General features: G+C 39.5%; 20 protein-coding genes. 13 read left to right on the forward strand and 7 right to left on the reverse strand.

Features of this window, described 5'->3' with window-relative positions; translation table 11 throughout:
* Positions 1 to 211 precede the first annotated feature (211 nt).
* From DF947_RS00005 to DF947_RS00025, 5 genes are all read left to right on the forward strand, one after another.
* A complete protein-coding gene (locus tag DF947_RS00005) occupies positions 212 to 562 on the forward strand; it encodes a nuclear transport factor 2 family protein (protein ID WP_262510056.1) in 351 nt (116 codons plus the stop codon).
* A gap of 24 nt (positions 563 to 586) precedes the next feature.
* Positions 587 to 1642, forward strand: coding sequence for an alpha/beta hydrolase (locus DF947_RS00010; RefSeq protein WP_109927654.1), 1056 nt, complete (start codon positions 587 to 589; stop codon positions 1640 to 1642).
* 15 nt (positions 1643 to 1657) lie between these two features.
* Positions 1658 to 2374, forward strand: a complete 717-nt coding sequence (locus tag DF947_RS00015) for a carboxymuconolactone decarboxylase family protein (protein WP_109927655.1) — start codon at positions 1658 to 1660, stop codon at positions 2372 to 2374.
* A gap of 81 nt (positions 2375 to 2455) precedes the next feature.
* Positions 2456 to 3517, forward strand: a complete 1062-nt coding sequence (locus DF947_RS00020; protein WP_109927656.1) for an alpha/beta hydrolase — start codon at positions 2456 to 2458, stop codon at positions 3515 to 3517.
* Between the two features lie 11 nt (positions 3518 to 3528).
* Positions 3529 to 3999 (forward strand): cupin domain-containing protein, encoded by a 471-nt coding sequence (locus DF947_RS00025; RefSeq protein WP_109927657.1) that lies wholly within the window; start codon positions 3529 to 3531, stop codon positions 3997 to 3999.
* Positions 4000 to 4023: 24 nt separating this feature from the next.
* Here DF947_RS00025 and DF947_RS00030 read toward each other — a convergent pair whose 3' ends face one another.
* Positions 4024 to 4626, reverse strand: a complete 603-nt coding sequence (locus DF947_RS00030) for a Crp/Fnr family transcriptional regulator (protein WP_109927658.1) — start codon at positions 4624 to 4626, stop codon at positions 4024 to 4026.
* A 171-nt stretch (positions 4627 to 4797) separates the two neighbouring features.
* On the opposite strand from DF947_RS00030, the gene DF947_RS00035 reads away from it, so the two are divergent.
* From DF947_RS00035 to DF947_RS00045, 3 genes are all read left to right on the forward strand, one after another.
* Positions 4798 to 5865, forward strand: coding sequence for an SDR family oxidoreductase (locus DF947_RS00035; protein WP_109927659.1), 1068 nt, complete (start codon positions 4798 to 4800; stop codon positions 5863 to 5865).
* Positions 5866 to 6032: 167 nt separating this feature from the next.
* Positions 6033 to 6782 (forward strand): glucose 1-dehydrogenase, encoded by a 750-nt coding sequence (locus tag DF947_RS00040; protein WP_109927660.1) that lies wholly within the window; start codon positions 6033 to 6035, stop codon positions 6780 to 6782.
* A gap of 68 nt (positions 6783 to 6850) precedes the next feature.
* Positions 6851 to 7432, forward strand: a complete 582-nt coding sequence (locus DF947_RS00045) for a TetR/AcrR family transcriptional regulator (RefSeq protein ID WP_109927661.1) — start codon at positions 6851 to 6853, stop codon at positions 7430 to 7432.
* Positions 7433 to 7462: 30 nt separating this feature from the next.
* Here DF947_RS00045 and DF947_RS00050 read toward each other — a convergent pair whose 3' ends face one another.
* The 6 genes from DF947_RS00050 to DF947_RS00075 form a co-directional block, all read right to left on the reverse strand.
* Complete coding sequence (locus DF947_RS00050) at positions 7463 to 9298, reverse strand: ABC transporter ATP-binding protein (RefSeq protein ID WP_109927662.1); 1836 nt, start codon at positions 9296 to 9298, stop codon at positions 7463 to 7465.
* Positions 9299 to 9539: 241 nt separating this feature from the next.
* A complete protein-coding gene (locus tag DF947_RS00055; protein ID WP_146202850.1) occupies positions 9540 to 9866 on the reverse strand; it encodes a hypothetical protein in 327 nt (108 codons plus the stop codon).
* A 335-nt stretch (positions 9867 to 10201) separates the two neighbouring features.
* Positions 10202 to 11125: a helix-turn-helix domain-containing protein gene (locus tag DF947_RS00060; protein WP_109927664.1), complete on the reverse strand. Its 924-nt coding sequence runs from the start codon at positions 11123 to 11125 to the stop codon at positions 10202 to 10204.
* Positions 11126 to 11141: 16 nt separating this feature from the next.
* Positions 11142 to 12068, reverse strand: a complete 927-nt coding sequence (locus DF947_RS00065; protein WP_109927665.1) for an NAD(P)H-binding protein — start codon at positions 12066 to 12068, stop codon at positions 11142 to 11144.
* 50 nt (positions 12069 to 12118) lie between these two features.
* Complete coding sequence (locus DF947_RS00070) at positions 12119 to 13009, reverse strand: SDR family oxidoreductase (protein WP_109927666.1); 891 nt, start codon at positions 13007 to 13009, stop codon at positions 12119 to 12121.
* A 181-nt stretch (positions 13010 to 13190) separates the two neighbouring features.
* Entirely contained in the window at positions 13191 to 14048 is an 858-nt protein-coding gene (locus DF947_RS00075) for a helix-turn-helix domain-containing protein (protein WP_109927667.1), read from the reverse strand.
* Between the two features lie 200 nt (positions 14049 to 14248).
* On the opposite strand from DF947_RS00075, the gene DF947_RS00080 reads away from it, so the two are divergent.
* The 5 genes from DF947_RS00080 to DF947_RS00100 all read left to right on the forward strand — a co-directional run bounded on the left by DF947_RS00080 (position 14249) and on the right by DF947_RS00100 (position 21015).
* Positions 14249 to 14737, forward strand: a complete 489-nt coding sequence (locus tag DF947_RS00080) for a hypothetical protein (RefSeq protein ID WP_109927668.1) — start codon at positions 14249 to 14251, stop codon at positions 14735 to 14737.
* A gap of 281 nt (positions 14738 to 15018) precedes the next feature.
* Positions 15019 to 15600 (forward strand): hypothetical protein, encoded by a 582-nt coding sequence (locus tag DF947_RS00085; RefSeq protein ID WP_109927669.1) that lies wholly within the window; start codon positions 15019 to 15021, stop codon positions 15598 to 15600.
* Between the two features lie 186 nt (positions 15601 to 15786).
* A complete protein-coding gene (locus DF947_RS00090) occupies positions 15787 to 16350 on the forward strand; it encodes an RNA polymerase sigma factor (RefSeq protein ID WP_240615280.1) in 564 nt (187 codons plus the stop codon).
* Between the two features lie 99 nt (positions 16351 to 16449).
* Positions 16450 to 17559 (forward strand): FecR family protein, encoded by a 1110-nt coding sequence (locus DF947_RS00095; RefSeq protein WP_109927671.1) that lies wholly within the window; start codon positions 16450 to 16452, stop codon positions 17557 to 17559.
* A 189-nt stretch (positions 17560 to 17748) separates the two neighbouring features.
* On the forward strand, positions 17749 to 21015 hold the full coding sequence (locus DF947_RS00100) for a SusC/RagA family TonB-linked outer membrane protein (RefSeq protein ID WP_158526200.1): 3267 nt from the start codon (positions 17749 to 17751) through the stop codon (positions 21013 to 21015).
* Positions 21016 to 21021 lie beyond the last annotated feature (6 nt).

Consider the following 21021-nt stretch of genomic DNA (forward strand, 5'->3'; position numbering starts at 1 on the left):
TAGCAGGCTTAAAACGGCTATAAATCAGTCAAGTGCACACTTTTACCGCTATATACTGGCCACTTTAGCTGAAAAGAAAGTGGCCACTTTGAGTAAAAAACGGTGGCCACTTTTTGGATAATCCCCATTCATTTTCATTGCTGGCCTACAATATGCCTCGGCTCAAGAAAATACAAACACTGTTAAGGCCATCTCCAAACAGGAGCAACAATTGTTAGATTTATCCAAACAAAAATGGCTTTGGATGGCAGATAAAAATGCAGATACCCTTGCTCATTTGTTCCACGAAAAAGCTGTTTTTGTGCATATGGGCGGCTCTTGGGGTAGAGAACGTGAGCTCAATGTGATCAAAAGCGGTGGCATTTGGTACAAAAAAGCAGATATACTCAACGCATCTGTACAGGTTATTGGAAATACGGCGGTATTGCTTAACAGAATTACACTGCTTGCTGTAGTTGGTGGGAATGAGGTAACCAATCCCTTTATCGTAACCGAAGTTTATGTCAACGAAAATGGCAACTGGCAACTTGCTTCTCTATCCTTTACCAAAACGTCTACCTAATTTTAATCCACTAAAACGGAAATCATGAATGTAAAATTAAGTTCAGCGATATTAGTTACTATATTGGGTGTATGTACCTATACATATGGACAAAAGCAAAAACCATTAATTTTATCCTCGCAGGGCACTTTTTCTGCAGGCGGCACAGTGGCAAAAAGCGAAGGAACATTTGATCCCTTAAAAGCTTGGAATGTACCACAGGGCGGACAAAGTCGCCATGGTGATCATGCTGATGTATTCTATCAAATTCCTATAAAATCTAAAAAGCTTTCGATGGTGTTTCTGCACGGTTACGGACAATCTCGCCGAAGCTGGCAAACTACGGCCGATGGTAGGGAAGGTTTTTCGGATATGTTCCTGCGTAAAGGTTACAGCACTTACTTAGTAGATCAACCCGGTCGCGGTTTGGCAGGGCAGGCTACCAAACCTGCACAGATAACGGCAATACCAGACGATCAAACTTGGTTTACCCAGTTCCGTATTGGATTGTATCCAAATTTTAACGAGGGCGTACAATTTCCAAAAGACAGCTTGTCGCTCGATAAGTTTTTCAGAATGATGACACCGAATACGGGTGCTGTTGAAGAGGCCACAATAGTCAATTCTATGTCGGCAGTGTTTGATAAATCTGGTAAAGGCATTTTATTTACGCATTCTGCAGGTGGAGCTCCGGGCTGGAAAACAGCAATCAAAAATGAAAATGTAAAAGCAATTGTGGCATTTGAACCTGGTGGCTTCGTATTTCCGGAAGGACAGGTGCCAGAGGGCAATCGAGGCGGTAGGGGTATACCTATGGAGGATTTTAAAAAACTGACTAAAATTCCTATCGTAATTTATTTTGGCGATTATATTCCGGAAACAGAAACAAATGCTGCATCGTTAAATTTTTGGCGTAATGTATTGGCTACGGCTAGGCAATGGGCCAAAGTTGTTAATGCAAATGGTGGCGATGCTGCTGTAGTTCATCTTCCGGAAATTGGCATTAAAGGCAATACGCACTTCATCATGTTAGACTTGAACAGCAAAGAAATTGCAGACCACCTGATGAGGTGGCTAAAAGAAAAAGGGCTTGATAAGTAGCATTAAAAGAAAACAATGATACAAATAAGATATTTAGGTTTAATTGCAATGATGGTAGGCACGTTTCAGTTTAGTAGCAAAGTAAAAGCCCAAGGACTTAACGCGAAGGAGAAAAGCATTATCTCCATTTCTTCACTTACCGCAAAAGGTAAATTAGAAAACCTCAAAACAGAACTAAATACAGGACTCGAGGCAGGTTTAACGGTAAATGAAATCAAAGAAATATTGGTGCATTGTTATGCCTACTGTGGTTTTCCAAGAAGCATCAGCGGATTGCAGACTTTTATAAAAGTGATGGAAGAGCGTAAGGCAAAAGGAATAAAAGACAATCTGGGTGCTGAAGCCTCGCTGATTACAAATGAAAGCAGCAAATACGAACGCGGTAAAAAGATATTAGGCGAACTAACTGGTGTGCCTCAACCAGAGCAACTTTCGGGTTATGCCGCATTTGCACCAACTATTGATACTTTTTTAAAAGAACACCTATTTGCTGATATTTTTGAAAGGGATATTTTAACCTATGCGCAACGCGAACTGGTTACCATTTCGGTCATCAGTGCCATTGGTGATGCAGAGCCCATGTTGCAGAGCCATCTTGGTATTTCATTAAAAGTAGGTACGGCACCCATGAAATTGAATGAGTTTATAGAAGTTATCAAATTAAAAGTTGGAGAAAAAGAAGCGCATTCAGCTCGTAAAGTGTTGGATGAAGTATTAAAAGGCAAAAGATAATCTCAAATGAAAACATCATAATTTATCCCATGAGAAAGGGAAACAATTATCGCTTCATCAACGTTAAAAAACAATAAATAGATGAAAAAATTAACATCAATCATAGCAATAGCCATATCTATGTCGGGCACAGATATAGCCAACGCACAGTCTGAACAAAAAAAGAATCAGCAAAATCCTTTTACATTGGTATATGATGATGCAATTACCAAGAATGAAAAGGGTAAAGTAAATATCCATCCCGTTACATATAAACTTAATGGTATAAAAATCGCTGCCAATGTATATACACCAGCAGGTTATGACACGTTAAAAAAATACCCTGCAATAGTTGTTGCACATCCGAATGGTGGTGTAAAAGAACAAACTGCGGGATTGTATGCGCAACATTTGGCAGAAGCAGGTTATATCACCATTACGGCAGATGCAGCCTATCAAGGCGCAAGTGGTGGGGAACCACGCCATACCGATAAACCTGCGTTTAGAACCGAAGATATCAGTGGCATGGCAGATTTTATTAGCGGTTACGCAGGTGTAGATGCTAAGCGTTTGGGTGCATTGGGGATCTGTGGCGGTGGCGGTTATACCTTGAAGGCGGCACAATCGGATAAACAGCTGAAAGCTGTTGCTACACTGAGTATGTTTAATTCAGGTGAAGTAAGGCGAAATGGATTTCAGAATTCCCAGCTGGGTACAATTCAAGAACGCTTAAGGGAAGCAACTGATGCTCGTACGCAGGAGGCGGCTGGTGGTCAAATCATTTATGCAGGCGTTGCAAGCATCACGGATGAAGAAATTGCCAAAACCCAAACAGATTTATATCGAGAAGGATATGAGTACTACTACCGTACCCATGCGCACCCTAATTCTACGTTTTTATATACCAAGAGTAGCTTGCTCGATTTGATGGCCTGGGATGCCACTGCTGGTATCGACTTAATTATTCAGCCATTATTGATGATGGCAGGAAGTAAGGCGGATACAAAATATATGACTGATGAAGCATTTGGCAAGGCGATTAACGCAAAAAGTAAGGAGCTTTTTATTATAGACGGTGCTTCACACATACAAACGTACTGGAAACCAGCGTATGTTGCCCAGGCCGTTGGCAAATTAATAGATTTCTATCAGCATCATCTGTAAAACTTTATAGAATGAAACTTATATTCAAGTGTTTAGGTCCACTTTTATTTCTTGCAATAACAGCAAATGGTCAAAAGAATAAATCGGAAAATCCTCCTGTTTTTCCACTTGGCAATAAAGTGACCAATGGTAATTTCACAGGAAACGTTTGGTTGCAGATGTTGGTTCTAAATGATACCATCTACAATAGCAATATCGGTTCAGTAACCTTTGCTCCAGGAGCAAGAAGCAAATGGCATTTCCACCCGGGTGGGCAATTGTTATTGGTTACAGAGGGGAAAGGGTTATACCAAGAGAAAGGAAAGCCCATTAAATTGATTAAGAAGGGTGATGTAATCAAATGCCCACCAAATGTTGTACACTGGCATGGCGCAACGCCTACCGATGATATGACACATATTGCTATTGGTACAAATTCACAAAAAGGGAATGTAGTTTGGATGGATTATGTTTCCGATTTTGAGCACAAGTCGTTTAAATAACATTTTTTTATTTCATCTAATTTCTCACAACTTAGCGCCCGATTCATCTTTTTTGTAAGCAAGATTTCTTTTGATTCGGCTAAGCGTTTCTGGGGCTATGCCTAAATAGGAGGCAACCATATTTTGTGGTATTCTGCTAATCATTTCAGGATTGGATTCCAGTAACTGAACATACTTTTGTTCCGCAGTATGGGTAATTGAGCTCATCAGACGACGCTCTTTAGTGACTAAGCTGTTCTGGAACAATATCCTAAAATAGCGATCCATAATGGGCACCTGAATGGTGATTTCGTCATAATCAGATCTGGAAATCATATACAATTCAGTGTCTTCAATCGCATCTATATTAAAAAGCGCAGGTTCTTTAGATAGAAAGCTGTTGAAATCCGAAATCCACCATCCTTCCCAGCCAAAAACACTCATGTGCTCGTCGCCTTTTTCATCTACATTGTAGGTTCTTATTAACCCTTTGGCAACAAATGAAAGATACTTGCAGATGTCCCCATCCTGGAGGAGGTATTGCTTTTTGCGCAATCTCTTTTTAATAAAGAAAGCGGTAATTTTTTCTTTATCAAGAGGGCTAAGATTAACCTTTTTTTCGATATGATTAAACAGTATTTCGATCATCTTGGAATTCTCTGCCCAAATATAATTTATTCAGCGTAACTATTGTTTCCAAAACCACAAACCGCTTGATTTAGATTAAGTGTTTTAGTTGATTCAGGTCATTTGTGGCTGGTTAGGGCTACATTATTTTTGTTGAATAAATAAACACGTATATCAATAAAACGATAAGAAATGGATAAAATAGCATTGGTAATAGGTTCGAGTGGCATTACTGGAAGCAATTTAGTTGAAAAACTGATCTCTTACGGGTGGGAAACTTACGGCCTAGCCAGAAAGCCCAATACAGACAACAGCAAACTTAAGCCCATATCTGCCGATCTTTTGGATATTGAAAGTCTTAAGCTGGCCTTACAAGAGGTAAAACCTACACATGTTTACATTACTACATGGATGCGTAACGAGACCGAAAAAGAAAACATTAAGGTGAACGGGCAAATGGTTCGGAATATTCTTGATGTACTTTCGGAAAAGGGTTCGGTAGTGCATGTAGCCTTGGTAACAGGCTTGAAACATTATTTAGGTCCGTTTGAGGCTTATGCCAAAGCGGGATTTTTGCCTGAGACCCCTTTAAGGGAAGAGCATCCTAGACTTGATCTGGAGAATTTTTACTATGCGCAGGAGGATGAGGTATATGCTGCGGCTGAACGAGATGGATTTACCTGGAGCATTCACCGGCCACATACGGTTATTGGAAAGGTAATTGGCAATGCCATGAATATGGGTACAACTTTAGCCGTTTATGCCTCAATTTGTAAAGAAGAGGGTAGGCCTTTTGTGTGGCCCGGATCTGCTGCCCAATGGAACGGCTTATCTGACGTAACCGATGCCCGATTGTTAGCGGAGCACCTGATATGGGCATCTATTACTGACGTTGCACGCAACGAAGCTTTTAATGTAGTTAATGGAGATGTATTCCGTTGGAGCAGATTATGGAATCGTTTAGCGGCTTTTTTTGATATAGAAGCTGTTGGATATGGTAACCAAATTAAACCATTAGAAAAAGAAATGGCCAACGATGTAGACACCTGGCGTAAAATTGCCGAAAAGTACAAACTTAAAGAAACTGATTTAAGTCGCGTAGCCACAGCTTGGCATACAGATCTTGATTTGGGTAGGCCAATAGAAGTGATGACAGATATGACTAAAAGTAGAAAATTAGGATTTTTGGTTTATCAAGATACAGAAGAAACATTTTTCGAGCTATTTGAGGAACTGAGGAACGCTAGATTAATTCCATAATGAGCTGTTACTTAGATGAAACAAGTATTTTATTAAAATGTCGTTTTTATCAAACTTCCAAATTTGTCATTCAAAACTAATAATAAATAATAACGGAACAATCGTTCCTGAATAGTTTATATGTTTGCGGAACGATTGTTCCACTAAAGGAATGACAGCAGATAGATATGAAAAAATTAGAAAATAAAATAGCCGTAGTTACTGGCGCATCAAAAGGTATTGGTGCCGGTATTGCTAAAAGTCTTGCAGCAGCAGGTGCAAGTGTTGTTGTAAATTATGCTTCAGCAAAAGCTGGTGCAGATCAGGTAGTTGAAGAAATTAATGCAGCGGGTGGTAAAGCAATTGCCATTCAGGGCAATGTTTCAAGTGTATCGGATCTTGATAAATTATTTGAAGAAACCCATAATACTTTCGGTGCGGTTGATATTTTGGTAAACAATGCGGGCGTTTATCAATTTGGTGCCATTGAAGAAATTACAGCGGAAGACTTTCACCGTCAGTTTGATACCAATGTACTTGGTTTATTGTTGAGTACACAAGGCGCACTTAAACACTTTAATTCAGCTGGTGGGAGCATTATTAACATTGGATCGGCAGTGACTGCGATAACTCCAGTAGCAAGTTCTATTTATACAGCAACCAAAGGCGCCGTAGATTCCATTACCCATGTATTGGCCAAAGAATTGGGCGCTAAGAAAATCCGTGTAAACTCTATTAATCCTGGTATGGTCGAAACGGAAGGAACACATACAGCTGGTTTTATTGGCAGCGATTTCCAAAAAGAAGCCATTGCTTCTACGCCTTTAGGTCGTGGTGGAAACCCAGATGATATTGCCGATGTTGCCGTATTTCTTGCTTCGGAAGATTCGCGTTGGTTAAGCGGCGAGATTCTCATCGCAAGCGGAGGCGTAAGGTAAGGCTTCGTTTTACGAGAATTAATTTAAAATGAATAGCTTTGCTTTATTAAGCAAGGCTATTTCTGGTTATGGCAAGAACGAAAGATTTTGATGAGAATGTAGTGCTGACAAAGGCAATTCAACTGTTTTGGCATAAGGGCTACAATGCTACCTCTATGCAGGATTTGGTGGATGGGCTGGGAATTAGCCGCTCGAGTTTGTACGATACCTATAGCGATAAGCATACCCTGTTTCTAAAAGCATTGGAAAGTTACCAGATGGCTGGAAACGCAAAAATAAATGAAATTATAGCTCAATCGAGTTCTGCAAAAGAAACCGTAATTAAATTGATGGAACTTGCTACCAATGAATTGGTTGGCGATAAACAACAAAAAGGCTGTTTTATGGTTAATGCTGAGGTGGAAGTTGCGCCCCATGATCAGGAAGTGAGCCAATTGGTCTGCCAAAATGAACAGCACATGGAAGCCGCTTTTTTCCAAGTGATAAAAAAAGGTCAAGAAAGTGGAGAAATCAAAAATAATCAAGATGCATTGGTGTTGGCTAAATTCATCTTCAATGCAGTAAAAGGCATGCAGGTTACCGCTAAATCCAGTCCTGATGCCATAAGCTTTGCGAATATTATTAGGCTAACTGTAGCGGTATTGGATTAAGTGGTAAACTTCAGATTGTATTGTAGATTATTATTTATAACCCCTTGCCTGTAAGTTAAAAAGCTCTGCGTATCTGCCACCCGACTTTAGGAGTTGATCATGCGTTCCCGATTCCAATAGCGTTCCCTTTTCCAAAACCAAAATCCGATCGGCTAGGCGAGCAGTAGAGAAACGATGGGAAATCAATACGGCAGATTTTCCGGTTGTGAGCTGCGCAAAACGCTGAAAAACCTCATACTCTGCTCTGGCATCCAGTGCAGAAGTGGGCTCATCTAAAATCAGTACCTGAGCATCTTTCATATATGCTCTTGCTAAAGCCACTTTTTGCCACTCGCCACCAGAAAGTTCGATACCATCGTTAAATTTCCTGCCCAGCCATTGCTGATAAGCGCCAGGTAGTTTTTGAGCAAGCTGATCTGCAAGGCTTAGTTCGGCCGCTGTTTTTACCAATTGTTCGTTATCAATTTCCTTAATGTTGCCAACTGCAATGTTTTGATAAAAAGTCATCTGGTAACGAATGTAATCCTGGAAAATAATGCCCAGGTTATGTCTTAAGTCATCCAGATCATAACTTTTTAAATCTTTTCCGTCTAACAGAATGCGCCCTTCACTGGGATCATACAATCGGGCGAGGAGTTTTACCAAGGTGGTTTTACCTGCACCATTCTCGCCAACAAGCGCTAATTTTTCTCCAGGTTTGAGTTCGAAGCTTAAATTCCTGTTTGCCCATCTATCGCTATTGTGGTATTGGAAACCTACATTTTCGAATACGAAACCCGATTGTATCGGATTTGGAAAAGGCAAGGCGTCTTTTGGTTTGGTGATTTTCGGTTTTATTTCAAAAAAATCAATAAAATCTTGCAGATAAATGGCGCCCTGAGAAACCATTGTAAACCTCGAAAGCATGGTTTCCATTAAACTGCTCAGTTGACGAAATGATCCGGCCAAGAAGGTTAGGTTTCCAACCGTTGATTTTCCGGTAACCGTTTCGTAAACAATAAATCCATAGGCTGCATAATAGCCGATGGTGCCTAAAATGGAAAAAAATGTTCCCCAAAGCGAACGGCGAACGGCCAACTTACTATTGTCTTTATAAAATTTATCCGATAGGGTTTTAAACCTGTTCATGATGAAATCTGAAAGGCCAAAAATCTTAACTTCCTTTGCAGTTTCATCGCTGGCACCCAAGTAACGCACATAATCGAGTTCTCTCCGTTCTGGTGTTTGACTCCGGGATAGCGCATAATTCTTGCTGTTAAAATACGATTCGCCCAGAAACGAGGGAATAATGGCCAGTACCAATAACAGAATCAGCCAGGGGTTAAAGGCAATTAATCCTGTTAGGAGAAAAGCCATAGAAATTAAATCCTGTATCTGGCTCATCACTTGTGAAAGCATGACACTTCTGCCCACTGTTTGTTGCCTTGCACGTTCCAGCTTATCATAAAATACAGAATCTTCGAATTGATCTAGGTCGAGGGTGGCGGCATGCTCCATAATTTTCATGGAGGTATAATTTGAAAACTGATCACCCAAAAGGCTATCCGTCAGGTTGATCATCCGACTCAGCGCATCGTTCATTATGGCTAGGAAGAACTGCAAGCCTACCAATTCCCAAAGCCGATGCATATTGCCACCTGTGGCGCTGGTGCTCAAGACCACAACTTCGTCTATAATCAGTTTCCCAACATAGAGCAATGCAACAGGCATGGCAGAGCGCAAGATTCTAAGGCTAAAACTGATGATGGTTTTACTTGGACTGCTTTGCCAAACCAGTTTAAATAGACTTGGTAAATTCCTTAAGGAAGAGAGTCGTTCTTTAAATGTAATGTTTTCGACAGGGATAGTATTTATTTTCTTCGCCATAATAATCGGTACAAGGCAAAGCTAATTTATTGAAGGACTAGTTTTTTATATTATTTGTAAAAAATAGGTGGTTTTAATCGAGGTTGTTTTGGATCAGTCGCTGTAAAATGGCTCTTAATTTTCTATTGATTAAGCTTCTGATTTTAGGGTGAGGCAGTTTCCATTTAGCCAAAGCGTCTCGCTTGGATTTAGTTAAATCAAAAACTCTAATCCATCTCTGCAAGCGTGCACACCTTCTAAATCATGTTATAACTTTTACCTGTTTTTTTTCCATATGGAAGAGCGCTAGGCCGATCAGCGGAAAAGCCAAAAGCGGAATCATGTAATCGAAGTTGCACTGTACAATGTCATAATTTACAACTGTACCGATGGTATTGTCGTTGTAGTTTGTGGTAAAACCACAATTTTCCAAAGTGAGGCCTGTAATGGAAGCATACTGGAACGCACCACCTACTGGACAGGATCCTCCATAAAGACCAAGAGCTGTTGCGGGATCGCTATCGAACTGTGGACGATTTCCCAGTCCGAAGGGGCCTGGTATATTGGTAATCTTACCAGTATAAACCACGCTTCCAATTCTGCAACCCTCGGCGGCAATGACTTCGCATAACGGGTGGAATATACAAGATACAAACAGTAAAAAAATTTTCATCATCATTTCCCAAATCGGCCTGAAAGCCTGGTTGATGATCAAAGGTATAGGCCTAATAGGCGCTAATGGGTATTCATTATATTCATTGTAAGCTCTGTTTTAAACAACTGTAGGAATAGCAAAGCGGTTTTTAGATGTGGTGCGTTCTTTTAATCCGTATAAATACGGTTAAGGATACCACAGTGCATGTCGTTCATTATTTTAGGATAAGTGAACAGCTGTTATGATCATTATCTTAACCTATTGGATATTCAGTTAAAGGAATGCCTAAACTCCAGTGGCGAAAGACTTGTTTTGGTTTTGAAAAGCTTGCTGAAAGATTGTAAATGCTCGAATCCCAGTTCGTAGGCAATTTCGCTTACAGATAGTTTTGTGGTGGAGAGCTTTTCTTTGGCCAGCTCAATTAGCTTATTATGAAGATGTTGTTGTGTATTTTGCCCGGTTAGGGATTTGAGTAGGCTACTCAGGTAACCTGGGGATAGGTTTAGCTTTTCGGCAATATAGGTTACGCTGGGCAAACCTTGTTTAGCAAGGGTACCACTATAGAAATAGGCATCTAGCAGATCTTCCAATTTGGTTAAAATTTCGTGGCTGGCCATTTTACGGGTTATAAACTGGCGCTGATAGAACCTTTCCGAATAGGTAAGTAGGAGCTCGAGTTGGGCAATAATTACACTTTGGCTAAATCGATCGATATTTGCATGGTATTCCTGTTCGATATTTTGAGCGATGGTGGTAATCATGTTTTCTTCCTTATCTGATAAATAAAGCGCCTCGTAAACCGAATAATTAAAAAATTCATATTGTTTAATGCCTTTGGCTAAAGATGTATTCCACAGAAAATCGGGGTGGATCAGAATCATCCAACCCTCGGGGCGATGCAAGGTGGCACCCTTTTCGATTTCCATTCCAAAAACCTGCCCTGGCGACATAAAGAACAATACTCCTTCATCGAAATCACTGGTCTGTTGCCCATATTTGAATTTGGCATTTTGAACCCTTTTCATGGAGATGGAGTAAAAGTCGTAAATCAAACTGAATGAACCTTCGGCGAGAGGCCTGTTTAGGTCTTGCATGTTTACCAAGCTTATAAGTGGGTGAGCAGGTTTGGGTAAACCTGCCGCCCGATGATACTCGGTAATGGAATGAAAATGGAAAAGCGGATTGTTGCTCATGTTAAATTAAAGTTCGTTAATTTTTGTGATAAGCTTCGGCAAATTCCTGAGCAAAATCGATGAGCATAATTTTGCCCATTTTTGGATTATTTTGACGAAAGTTTTCCAGGGCTTTGCCACTGTGCATGGCGGCCTGCATCTCGACCAGCATTTCGGCCAGTTTTTCAGGCAATTTGGCCATCTTAAGTCCTCTTAGCATTTCCTTATCAGAAAGCAAAACCCATTTTAGCCAGGGTTTACCTATTGCATTGCCAATAATCTTGGCTGCCTCATTGCAGGTCATTTCTTCACTGCCCACATAGCGAATGGTTTTCTCTTCCGGCAACAACAGCAATTCTTCTGCTGCGGCATCTGCAATATCCTTTGGCGATACAAAAACGATGCGGTCTTCTCCACCGTAATTCCCCATCAGCAAACCGGTTTTACCTGTTAGTAAGGCACGAAGACCAAAGTAACGCAAGGTCAGGAATTTCCCGATTAGGCCTTTTCCCTTGATTAAATCTATAGATTGATAGAAATTGGTGTAAAAAGCTGCAGGCCTCAAAATGGTTACCGATGTCTCTAATCCATCGAAGATATCTTCAATATTTTCTCCATTAATTAGGTCTGCTGACCAACCGCTTAGGAATACCAGGCGTTTTGTTTTGGATTCCCTTAAGGGCTGTGCATAGTTCTGGCTAATGTTGTGAAAATATCCGACTAGGTCTGGTTCAGTGAAACTGAGTGGGATCATTGCATAAACAGCATCTGCGCCTTTGAAGGTATTCGTCAAAAACCTAACATCAGATATTGAGCCGATAGCAGGTATTGCACCAAGGTTTTCGATTGCGTTGTGTTTTTTCGGATCGCTGCTCACTACGGTTACTTCATGGCCCTGTCTAATTAGTATTTCTGTTAACGGGAAGCTGATGTTGCCTAAAGAACCGGTTACGATGATTTTCATTTTTGGAAATTGTTTAATGCCATAATTTTTAACGGCAAGCCTTTGATTTTTTATTTGGAATATATCCCTTGTTCAATATCAGTAAGTAGGGTAGCATGTGTAGGAACCCAGCTTAATTGATCTTGTGTCCACTTGCTTGAGGCTGGACAATCGATTGCTGCCATGTGCGAAAACCATCCAAAATGTTCTACGGCTGCTTCTGGAGCAATTGATTTTACAGGTAGACCGAGCTGTTTTCCAATGGCTTCGGCAATAGATTTGACTGTAATGGCTTCTTCAGCCACTGCATGATAACGGGCGCTTGGGGTAGCATGTTCAAAAGCCAAGCGGAATAAACGGGCAGCATCCAAACGATGTACGGCGTTCCATTGGTTTAGTCCATCGCCTATGTAGGCAGAAAAGCCTTTTTCTTTTGCGATGTTGACCATTATGGGTATAAAACCATGTAGATCTTCATTGCCATGTACCGATGGGGACAGGCGAATGACTGCTGCACTAACCCCTTTTTGAGCTACAGCATCTGCAGCCTGTTCGGAAGCACGAGGCCAAGCCGGGTTAAAGGCTGGAATGATATCTTCGGTGGCAAGTCTTCCGGGGCTCACCAAAGCGGTACCCGAAGTCACAATAAAGGGACGGTTTGAGCCTTCCAATACATTCCCAATGGTTTCGATCGCAATTTTATCGACCTCGCAAACTTCAGCGAATCGGGTAAAATCATGAATAAAACCGGCATGGATTACGCCGTCTGCCTGGGCGGCGCCACTGCGTAAACTATCTAGATCTTCAAGATCACCGCGGTGCACGGATGCACCGGCATCCATTAGTTTTTGGGCCGAAGCATCTGAACGGGCCAATCCCAAAACCTGATGACCGGCCTCTATTAACTCCTGTACTATTGCAGTACCAATGAAGCCTGTGGCTCCTGTGACAAATATGCGCATAAATGATTTTCTTTTGTTTATACAAAGAAACATCGTTTTTGCCAGGTCTATTTAGCCAAATCTGTGTTTGTTTTAGCCGAAATCATGAAAGATTAGCCTCGCATAATCATTCATATCGAAAGGTTTGGTACAATTGATTTTCTCTTTGGATAAATTGATACGCACCACAGAATTTACATAATTAAAGGGCTGGTTTTTTTTGCTGGCGATAACTTGTAGGGGTGGCGTTGTATTTTTCATTGAAGCTTTTGGTAAAATTTGCGAGGTCGTTAAAGCCACAGTTAAAGGCAATGTCGGTAATGCGTTCTGTAGAAGCCAAAAGGAGTTCAGCTGCTTTTTCTAGCTTTTTAGCTTTTATATAATTGGCGGGCGTATCGTTGTATAATCGTGCGAATTCTCTTTTAAATGAAGAGATGCTTAAATTGTTTTGTGCTGCAAGTTCTTCGATCGAAAGTTGAGAGAATAAATTTGCTTCAATGATTTGATTAAAGGTATACTTATTTGGCGAAAAGAGCTGTGATAAAATAACTTGTATAGCATTGGCATTCTGTGTTTGAGAAAGCAAAAGAATGATTTCCTTAAATTTCAAAATTAAGATATCCTCGTTAACCAAAGATGGGTTTTCAAAGTAAAACAGTAATCCTTCAATGTATTTTAATATTAAATAATCGTTGCTTATTTTTTCGCTTGATTTGTTCGATACCGGATTAATGGGCGCCTGGAGCAACGTAGGCAATTCTCTCTCATAGATTTTCTTTAAAATATCTGGATAAAAGGTAACGATTACAATTTCACAATTGCGGTTTGAACTGGAATTTTGAATCTGTTTGCCAGAATTGATGCAGTTTAGAAATAATGAATAATTGGTTGGAATGTTTATTTCCTCTTCATCTATCTGGTAATTAACCTCTCCTTCCAATACATACAAAAAGCAAGCCCGATCCGTAACCGGAAATTCAAATTTGAAAGGGGGCTTGAGTACAATTTTTTGTATTAACGATTTCCCAAATAAATCGAATTTTTTATAGTCGTTTACCATATCAACTGAAGTTGCTTTTTAAAATGAACCAATTTGCCAAAAAATTGGACTAATGTACAAAGTTCGGCTTTCTTTTCTTTAAGAGCTTTGTGGTGTAAAAGAAATGAGTAAACACCAAAAATTAAAACAAGGCTTAGCTTTTCTTTTTGGCCACTTATTTCTCAAGCATAAAATTATTTAATATTTAAAAATAAAACCTCATGGGACTATCAAATTTAGGCATTTTTCACACGGCCGTTGGCGTTGTTGCAATTGTATCGGCAGTTGCGTCTTATATCAAGTTCGGCAAAATCAATTTAGCTGCATGGTCTGGGAAGATCTATTTTTATGGCACTGTAATTACTTCCTTAACGGCTTTAGGCATATCCAAACATGGCGGATTTAATGCTGGGCATGTATTTTCCTTATTAATTGCAGTTTTAGTATCTGTGGCCTTTCTTCTTTATCACAAGAAAGCAGGCCATAACCGAAGCAGGTATTTTGAAAATTTTTGTCTATCCTTTAGCTTTTTTCTATCCTGGATACCTACGGTTAACGAAACCTTTACGCGTATCCCAATTGGACACCCTTTGGCGAAAGCACCAAGCGATCCCATTATCGGCATAACCCTGCTTATTCTCTTGGTATTGTTTATTGCTGGATCTATTTATCAGTATAGAAAGCAAAGAAAACTAAATTTAGGGAGATAGGTTTTTAAAATAGTTTCTTAATCATTTGAAAGGTAATTTAGGGTGGCATTGGTTCGGAAGCCCTGGTCCATCGGCACTCCATTGGAGCTATTAGTTACCAATTCCCGATATAAAAAATCGGGAATTTCCACTATTATCGGTTTTTTTACTTAGCTTCTTCCAGAAGACAAATTATCGCTTATAATTATAACGAATTGTAAATCAACCTTAGCGAATTGTAAAAGGCCGAATCAATTTTAATATTAAATTGTTTTCTTCAGACATTGAAATTTGAGATTATTATGAAAAAATATTTACTCCTGTTTATTACCCTCATTTCTTACAGCTTTGGTTTTGCCCAAGAAAAACTGATAAAGGATATCGATTTGGACGGTATAAAAGACACTGTTTATATTGACGTTAAAGGTTTTATTGTTTGCCAACTATCGACTCAAAAATTTAAGAAAATAAAAAGTAAGGTAATAGAAATCATGAATGATAATTCTAGAATTTCGGGTACGAAAAATGGTTTTGAGTTCCGCAACAATTGGATGCGAGCGGGTTATGCCAACCAGTTTCGCTACAATAAAGCGTTAAAGAAAGTACAGCTTATTGGTATGAGCAGATATGAATTTGGCAACGCTGCAAATGATGGAAGTGGCGAATCGAGCGTGAATTTGCTTAATGGGGATTATCTTGGCAATTGGAATTACTTTAGTGTTGCCAAAAACAAACTAATTAAAATTCCAACCATCAAAGCAAAAATGGTTTTTGCGAAAATTTATCTCGAAGATTTTGGAGAAGAAACCTATTTTAATTTTTCTGATAGGTGTACAAAATTATATGAACAGGGCAAGGCAAAAACGCAGAAAGTAAAAGGTTGATGCTAAAACCTACTTATGGATCTAAAGATTGCTTCACTTTGGAACAGCTTTATCTAACATAAATAATAGGCAGAATGAAGCGTATAAGTAAGCCACTACTACTGTTTAGTTTTGGGCTTTTAAACGAATACGTTATTTTTTATGTTAATTTAGTGTTACTTTCGTGTTGTGGAATCTCCTTATAACTTGTTGACAGATAATGAGCTGCTTGCGCTTTTGAACAAAGGTGATGAAAACGCATTTTCTGTTATCTACGAACGTTATTGGCCCTTACTGCTTAGGCATGCTAAACGGATGCTATCGGATGATGAAGACGTGAGGGATGTTTTGCAGGAAGTTTTTTCCAAACTTTGGAATCAGGCATTCGATCTTGAAATTAACACCACACTTGCATCTTATTTATATGCGCTGACTAGAAACCGAATACTAAATGTCATCGCTCATCAGAAAGTAAGAACAAACCATATAGACTCGCTTAGTAGTTTTATGGAAAATGAACAGGTTGCGACAGATTATTTGGTTAGAGAGCGACAGTTAAGTTTGTTAATTGAAAAGGAGATTGCCTTATTGCCCGAAAAAATGCGTGTAATTTTTGATTTAAGCAGGAATAAACATCTTTCTTATAAGGAAATTGCTCAAAAATTATCTATATCGGAGAATACGGTTAAAAAACAGATCAACAATGCCTTAAAAATACTTCGTTTAAAGCTTGGTCTCGTAGCTTTTATTACTTTTCTACTGTTGAAATAATTTTTTTTAAAAAAAAATATTAATTTCTTCTTATACTAAGCTTCCGCTGAACTGTCTTATACTCGGGCAACATCTTCATTTAAGGATTGCCTCTTTTATATGAGTAAAGAAAAAGCCGAACAGTTATTGAAAAAATTTGTTGAGGGCAGATGCACACCTTACGAAAAGGCAATTGTAGAGTCTTGGTATATTTCTTTTTCTACTGAACAAAAAGTTTCGATTGAAGACGAAGATTATGAGGGAATGAAAGCCGAGGTATTTCAGTCTGCACTTGCACAAAAAACTGTTACCTCACAGAAATCTTATCGCTTATGGCCACGATGGGTTGCGGCTGCCGGTATCGTAATTGCAATATCGGCAGGGTTGATGCTTATGAAAACTAGAAGCACTCCTGCAATGGTTACAGCATTTGAAACTCGACACATTAAGGCCGGGAGCAGCAAGGCAGTATTGGTTCTCGCTGATGGCACACAGATTAACCTTGGAGAAGCGCTTTCAAGAACACCGGTTTTGATTGGTAAAACTCAGGTTGCATTGGATGAAAGCGGACGACTTGTTTATCAGGCATCGGAAAAGGGGGGAGTGAGTACCGATTTCAATACCATTTCGACACCCTTGGGCGGACAATATGAAATTATTTTGCCAGATCAAACCCATGTTTGGTTAAATGCATCCTCTTCCTTACGTTTTCCAACTCGCTTTAACGGAGATTTTAGAACCGTAAATCTTACCGGAGAGGCCTATTTTGAAGTGGCACATAATGCTGCTCAACCCTTTCATGTAAACAGTAACGGACAATTGATCGAAGTTTTAGGCACTCATTTTAATGTAGAAAGTTATACGGGAGGAGCTACCATATCAACGTTGTTAGAAGGAAGCGTTCGCATCAACAACAACGTGCTTTTACACCCTGGCGAACAATCGGTGAATGATGGACTAAAAATTATCACACAACCTGCGATAACTGGTGAGGCAACTGCGTGGAAAGATGGAAAATTTAAGTTCACAAACAAAAACATTAAGGTTATTATGCGGGAGATTGCAAGGTGGTATAATGTAGAGGTAGCCTATCAAGGTGATGTTGACGGCAAAAGTTTTTCTGGTAGCGTTTCTCGATTTGATCAAATCCATAAAGTGCTTAACCTATTGGAATCGACAAATACCATTCATTTTAAAGTAGAAGGAAGGAGGATTACCGTTATGCCATAATGCTACCAAACAAAACGGTGACCAAAAAAAAGCTAGGAGCGCTTCGAACCACCCCTAGCAATGAACGGGCATCTTAAATATTGCGACTAAACAACAATCTAATTTAAACCCATACCATTCAAATATATGAATTTTTGCGTTCGTAAGCGTGGGGATAATTCCCACCTTATTCAAAAAATACTGCTCGTTATGAAATTAGTTATGATTATGCTGACCATAGCCATTGTTCAAGTAAGTGCAAAAGGCTTTGCTCAGAAAATCTCCCTAAATGAAAAAAACATACCCTTAGAAAAGGTAATTGATCTGATTAGAGCCCAAAGCGGATATGACTTTGTATACAATGATCAAGATGTAAAAAATACCAGTTTGGTAACTGTTCACTTAAATAATGTTGATCTTAAAAAAAGTCTGGAAATCTGCTTTAAAGGGCGTGATCTAGATTTTGAAATCAAAGAAGGAACCATTGTAATCAAAAAAAAGGTAAAAAACATCGAGGATAAACTGTTTAATCTCTTCTCGGCCTTTGCCAGTGTAAAGGGAACCGTAATCGGACCTGATGGCAATCCACTCCCAGGGGTTATTATCCGAAATAAGGATAAAGTAACATTGGGTTCATCAAACTCAAACGGAGAGTTTTCTCTCGATGTACCAGAGGGAACGGTATTGTCCTTTTCGTACGTCGGTTTTAAAACACAAGAAATTGTAGTTGGCAAAACAAATAAAACCTTGGTGATAAGCTTAGAACAAGATATTTCTAAGTTAGACCAAGTATCTGTAGAGGGTTACCGAAAAGGTTCTCGGCGTAATGGTACTGGTAACCTATCCGTAATTACCAGTGAGGATTTAGAAAAACAGCCAGTACAAAACCCATTGCAAGCATTAGAAGGCCGAATTCCGGGTATGATTGTAAATCAGACCAGTGGAGTTCCGGGAGCCAGATTAAATGTTCAGGTTCGAGGCCGATCAAATTTTGATAAAAATCTATCCTCTGATCAGCCCTTATTTATTTTAGACGGTGTACCAATGGCTGCGGGCAATGAGAAAGTTAATTTATCTGCTGGTCCTTTTGGTTCTGCCTTAACTGACGGATTAAGTGCTTTTTCGGGTATTAATATGGCCGATATAGAAAGTATAAATGTTTTAAAGGATGCCGATGCTACTGCGATTTATGGAAGTCGAGGTGCTAATGGTGTAATCCTCATCACAACCAAGAAAGGCGCACCCGGACGAATGTCGATTACCGCAGGCGTTTATTCTGGAGTAAATACTGTTACTAAACTCACCCCAATGTTGAATACCGAGGAGTATTTAACTATGCGGAATGAGGCTTTAGCTAATGACAAGCTGATTAAAACCAATGGTAATGCATACGACCTTTTGTTATACGACCAGCACAGGTACACGAACTTTCCAGAACTTTTGCTTGGAGAAAAAGCCTCGACAACTGATGCCCAGCTTACCGTATCGGGTGGTTCAAAATACAGTCAATATCGAATTGGCGGTGGCTACCATAAAGAAGGAACGGTTTGGCCTGGAGATAAAACCAGTGATCGGGCATCGTTAAGTTTTAATATGAACTCCATGTCGAACAACGAAAAGTTTACGGCAAACCTATCTGGCATGTACAGTGTGGGCAACAGTAATTTAACCGCTGTAGATTTAGCTAGTGCTGTGATTTTGCCTCCTAACTATAGGCTTTATGATAACAATGGCAACCTATCTTGGAACGAGGGTAACTTTAATGATGGAAGGACCAATCCGTTGGCGCAACTTAATCAGTTATATGTTTCCCAACTCTCTAATCTCAACGGTAATCTGGTACTCAATTATAAAATTATTAAAGATTTGGTATTAAGAAGTAGCATGGGATATAGTGCTACCTACAATAACGATAGAAGAATTACGCCGATTACAGCATGGAATCCATTATCGACCAATACTGGAACAATGACACTGGGTAACAACTCTTTCAAAAACTGGATTATAGAACCCCAAGCGGAATATACCCACAACATTTCTAAAGGAAAGCTAAATGTGCTTGCTGGGGCTACCTATAACAAAAGAAAAACAAATTCAGAGGCCACCAGTGCAACAGGTGCCACCAGTGTAGATTTAGCCGGCTCTATTAAGGCTTACACAACCTATACCCCAACAAATACCATTACACAGTATAACTATCAGGCATTTTTTGGAAGGATAAACTACAACTGGGAAGATAAATACATCATTAACTTTACAGGAAGAAGAGACGGATCGAGCCGTTTTGGACCTAATTACAGGTTCTCGAACTTTGGCGCTCTTGGTGTGGCCTGGGTGTTCACCAACGAAAAAGCTTTAAAATCAAATACCACATTAAGTTATGGTAAATTAAGGGGCAGTTTTGGTACCACGGGCAATGATCAGATTGGTGAATATACTTATTTAGATAGCTGGGCCGGAGGAAGTACCTATAACGATTCGACAACTTTAGCCACTACAAAGCTTTACAACCCAGATTTACACTGGGAGCGTAACAACAAAATGGAACTGGCCTTAGAACTTGGTTTCTTTAAAGATCGAATTTTATTCTCTGCATCTGCTTATCGCAACCTCTCATCCGATCCTTTGGTAAGCTATGTATTGCCACGTACCACAGGATTCGGATCAATTGTAAGAAACCTAGATGGTGTGGAAGTAGAGAATAAAGGATTGGAAATTACCTTAAGTACCCAAAATATGGTTAAAACCAATTTTAGATGGTCTACTGATATCAACTTAACCATCCCAAAAAATAAATTAAAGAAATATCCAAACTTAGCCAATTCTTCTTATGCCAATAGCTATATAGTTGGTGAATCATTAAATAGTATTATTGTTGGGCAATATCTAGGTGTAGACCCAAATACAGGTTTGTACACCGTAAAAGATGTTAATGGCGATGGACTGGTTTCAAGCGCAAACGACTGGGCTTTAATGGGCAATACCGATCCAAAATATTTTGGAGGTGTAAACAATACTTTTTCTTACAAGGGCATTAGCCTTAGCTTTTTCCTTCAATTTACAAAGCAATTGGGAAGAGATTGGAGAAACGGCGCTGTACTTACGCCAATTGGCACGGCCAACAATGTACCTACCCTGGCACTCGACAGATGGCAAAAGGTAGGAGATGAAACAAATGTTCAAAAATTTACCACTAATACAGGTAGTTTAACGGGCACATCTGGTTTGTATGCTGGATTTTTCTCAAATCTATATTATGTAGATGCTTCATTTCTGCGTTTAAAAAATGTTTATGCCTCCTATAACGTTCCGATTAAATTGTTAAATAAAGCACATATATCTTCGCTAAAAGTATACGTACAAGCGCAAAACCTTTTTGTAATCACCGGATATCAGGGATCAGATCCTGAAACGCAAAATTATACCATAATGCCTCCACTACGTACGGTTACCGCTGGTTTACAATTATCACTTTAATTATTC

The organism is Pedobacter paludis, from assembly GCF_003173575.1.
Lineage (GTDB): Bacteria > Bacteroidota > Bacteroidia > Sphingobacteriales > Sphingobacteriaceae > Pedobacter > Pedobacter paludis.

What these genes read in the sequence shown, in the direction of transcription:
- DF947_RS00010 (WP_109927654.1), top strand. Translation starts at nt 587, where the DNA reads ATGAATGTAAAATTAAGTTCAGCGATATTAGTTACTATATTGGGTGTA.
- DF947_RS00015 (WP_109927655.1), top strand. Translation starts at nt 1,658, where the DNA reads ATGATACAAATAAGATATTTAGGTTTAATTGCAATGATGGTAGGCACG.
- DF947_RS00020 (WP_109927656.1), top strand. Translation starts at nt 2,456, where the DNA reads ATGAAAAAATTAACATCAATCATAGCAATAGCCATATCTATGTCGGGC.
- DF947_RS00025 (WP_109927657.1), top strand. Translation starts at nt 3,529, where the DNA reads ATGAAACTTATATTCAAGTGTTTAGGTCCACTTTTATTTCTTGCAATA.
- DF947_RS00030 (WP_109927658.1), bottom strand. Translation starts at nt 4,626, where the DNA reads ATGATCGAAATACTGTTTAATCATATCGAAAAAAAGGTTAATCTTAGC.
- DF947_RS00035 (WP_109927659.1), top strand. Translation starts at nt 4,798, where the DNA reads ATGGATAAAATAGCATTGGTAATAGGTTCGAGTGGCATTACTGGAAGC.
- DF947_RS00040 (WP_109927660.1), top strand. Translation starts at nt 6,033, where the DNA reads ATGAAAAAATTAGAAAATAAAATAGCCGTAGTTACTGGCGCATCAAAA.
- DF947_RS00045 (WP_109927661.1), top strand. Translation starts at nt 6,851, where the DNA reads ATGGCAAGAACGAAAGATTTTGATGAGAATGTAGTGCTGACAAAGGCA.
- DF947_RS00050 (WP_109927662.1), bottom strand. Translation starts at nt 9,298, where the DNA reads ATGGCGAAGAAAATAAATACTATCCCTGTCGAAAACATTACATTTAAA.
- DF947_RS00060 (WP_109927664.1), bottom strand. Translation starts at nt 11,125, where the DNA reads ATGAGCAACAATCCGCTTTTCCATTTTCATTCCATTACCGAGTATCAT.
- DF947_RS00065 (WP_109927665.1), bottom strand. Translation starts at nt 12,068, where the DNA reads ATGAAAATCATCGTAACCGGTTCTTTAGGCAACATCAGCTTCCCGTTA.
- DF947_RS00070 (WP_109927666.1), bottom strand. Translation starts at nt 13,009, where the DNA reads ATGCGCATATTTGTCACAGGAGCCACAGGCTTCATTGGTACTGCAATA.
- DF947_RS00075 (WP_109927667.1), bottom strand. Translation starts at nt 14,048, where the DNA reads ATGGTAAACGACTATAAAAAATTCGATTTATTTGGGAAATCGTTAATA.
- DF947_RS00080 (WP_109927668.1), top strand. Translation starts at nt 14,249, where the DNA reads ATGGGACTATCAAATTTAGGCATTTTTCACACGGCCGTTGGCGTTGTT.
- DF947_RS00085 (WP_109927669.1), top strand. Translation starts at nt 15,019, where the DNA reads ATGAAAAAATATTTACTCCTGTTTATTACCCTCATTTCTTACAGCTTT.
- DF947_RS00095 (WP_109927671.1), top strand. Translation starts at nt 16,450, where the DNA reads ATGAGTAAAGAAAAAGCCGAACAGTTATTGAAAAAATTTGTTGAGGGC.
- DF947_RS00100 (WP_158526200.1), top strand. Translation starts at nt 17,749, where the DNA reads ATGAAATTAGTTATGATTATGCTGACCATAGCCATTGTTCAAGTAAGT.